Origin of the sequence: Arthrobacter sp. CAN_A1 (assembly GCF_015751665.1) — a bacterium.
Classification (GTDB): Bacteria; Actinomycetota; Actinomycetes; order Actinomycetales; family Micrococcaceae; genus Arthrobacter_D.
Genome location: NZ_JADOUR010000039.1, coordinates 1 through 1,731, shown reverse-complemented (window position 1 = coordinate 1,731; position 1,731 = coordinate 1). Strand labels below are relative to the sequence as shown.

Annotated in this window: 1 protein-coding gene; it reads right to left on the bottom strand. The window is 62.3% G+C overall.

The features are described 5' to 3' along the window. Window positions 1-171: 171 nt before the first annotated feature. Window positions 172-1,611 carry an IS1380 family transposase gene (locus IWX62_RS16120; RefSeq protein ID WP_196842425.1) on the bottom strand — a complete coding sequence of 480 codons (1,440 nt, stop codon included), beginning with the start codon at window positions 1,609-1,611 and terminating at the stop codon, window positions 172-174. Window positions 1,612-1,731: the final 120 nt, after the last annotated feature.

Genomic DNA, 1,731 nt, shown 5'->3' with positions numbered 1-1,731 from the left:
CCCGGATTTTTCATGATCGTCGGTTTGGTCGCTGCGCTGGCGGTTGATTCCTGCTTCGGGTGATTTTGTGGTTTTGGGCTCGTTGGTGGGGCCTGTTGTCGCTGGCTTGGCGTCGGGTTCCACGTCTCCGATGGGGTGTTTCGGTGGTTGCAGAGGCTGGCTGGTCTGGTCTCAGACCGGGCGCGGGATCCGTTGTCGGAAGCGGCGCTTCAGCCCGGTGATGGCGGCCAGGAGTGTGGTGATCGTTGCAGTTTCCGGTGTTTTGCTGGGGATCAGTAGCCGTTTCGTGCGGGCCCGGGTGATGATTTTCCCGGCGGTGGCGAAGAGCCGGTACCGCCACCGTTTGATGTCCCAGCCGCGGGCTTTATGCCCGGCTGGCAGGATAGCCAGTTGCAGCCAGGAAACCAGGTTCATGGCCAGAGCGGCGATGTGTGCCCACGCCTGGTTGGCGTGGAAGTCGAAGAACGGCAGTTTCCCGAGGCCAGTGTTCTTCAGGGTTTTGATCCGGTTCTCACACCGTCCCCGGGCCCGATGCCGGGCATCAAGGGTAGGCCCGTGCCAGCGCGGCGAGTTCGTCAGGAAAGCCGTGATTCTGTGCCCGTCGACATCGAGCAGTGTTCCCTGCGCCCCGGGGTGGAGGGGTTCGGCACGCAGGAACAAGTTCGTCCCGGCCGGATAGTCGGTGAGCCCGAAGATCTCGGTGGCATTGATAACCCACGCATTGGTGCGTTCCTTACCGTTTTGGTCCAGGGCCGGCTGCCAGTGCGCTTTGTCGTTGATCCAGGCGACCATGTGGGCTTTGGTGATCGGCACCGGGTAGGACACCGTGAACTGAACGCCCAGCGATGCCAGGTAGTGCAGGAACTTCCTTGACGCCCCGGCGCTGTCGGTGCGCACCAGCACCTTGTCCCCGATGAGCTCGCCGTGTCCGTCGTAGAAGTCGTCCGGGAGCTGTTCAATGGCCTGGGCGAACACCGTGATGTGGTCTTGTGCGCTGTTGGCTCCGGCGTTGCCTGGACGCATCAACGCGGCCAAGATTTCCCCGGTCCCGTTGCCCGCACCGTAATCGACGCTGGCGATGAAGGGGGCGAAACCATATCCGCCCTTGTAGGTGCCGACGGCTTGTTCCTTATCGCTATGGGAGGTTACGAGGGTGGCATCAAGGTCCAGGATCAGCGGATCCAGGGCGGTGGCCTGCAGCGCCGGGTTCCGGTCCCCGGCAGCTCCCCAGACTCGTGAGCGCAGCTGGCGCGTCAACGTGGCGAAGCCGTAGTCGAAGACGTCCGGGTTGGCGACAATCCGCTCGAAGAACCGTGAGACGGTCGCGTTCGAGGCAACGTTTCCGAAGACGCCGGAACCGGTCCGGAGGATGTCCAGATCCGAGACGTGTTCCCCGCCGCCGGCGAGCATCACCGCCAACGAGCCCAGGATCGTGCCCGGCCGATGCCGGGCACCAGAGGGGACGAACTGACTCAAACGGTCCTCGCTCAAGTCCCGGAACCCGAGCGCGTCAATCAGAGACGTCACCACGTTCAGCCCCGCGTGGGAGACCAGAGATTGCTCTGTCATGGCGACAGGAAGAGACGGGAAAACTCCGGTAATCTTGGACATCAGAAAGGTGCTTCTTTCAGCCGGTATAAAAGTGCGTCAACAACACTATTTTCCCAGCTCAGAAGCACCTTTCGTCGCTTAAACACACCTTGCAGGCCCCACCATCACGAAAACCCCGGG

Coding starts and splice junctions, on each gene's coding strand:
- IWX62_RS16120 (WP_196842425.1), bottom strand. CDS start 1,611: ATGTCCAAGATTACCGGAGTTTTCCCGTCTCTTCCTGTCGCCATGACA.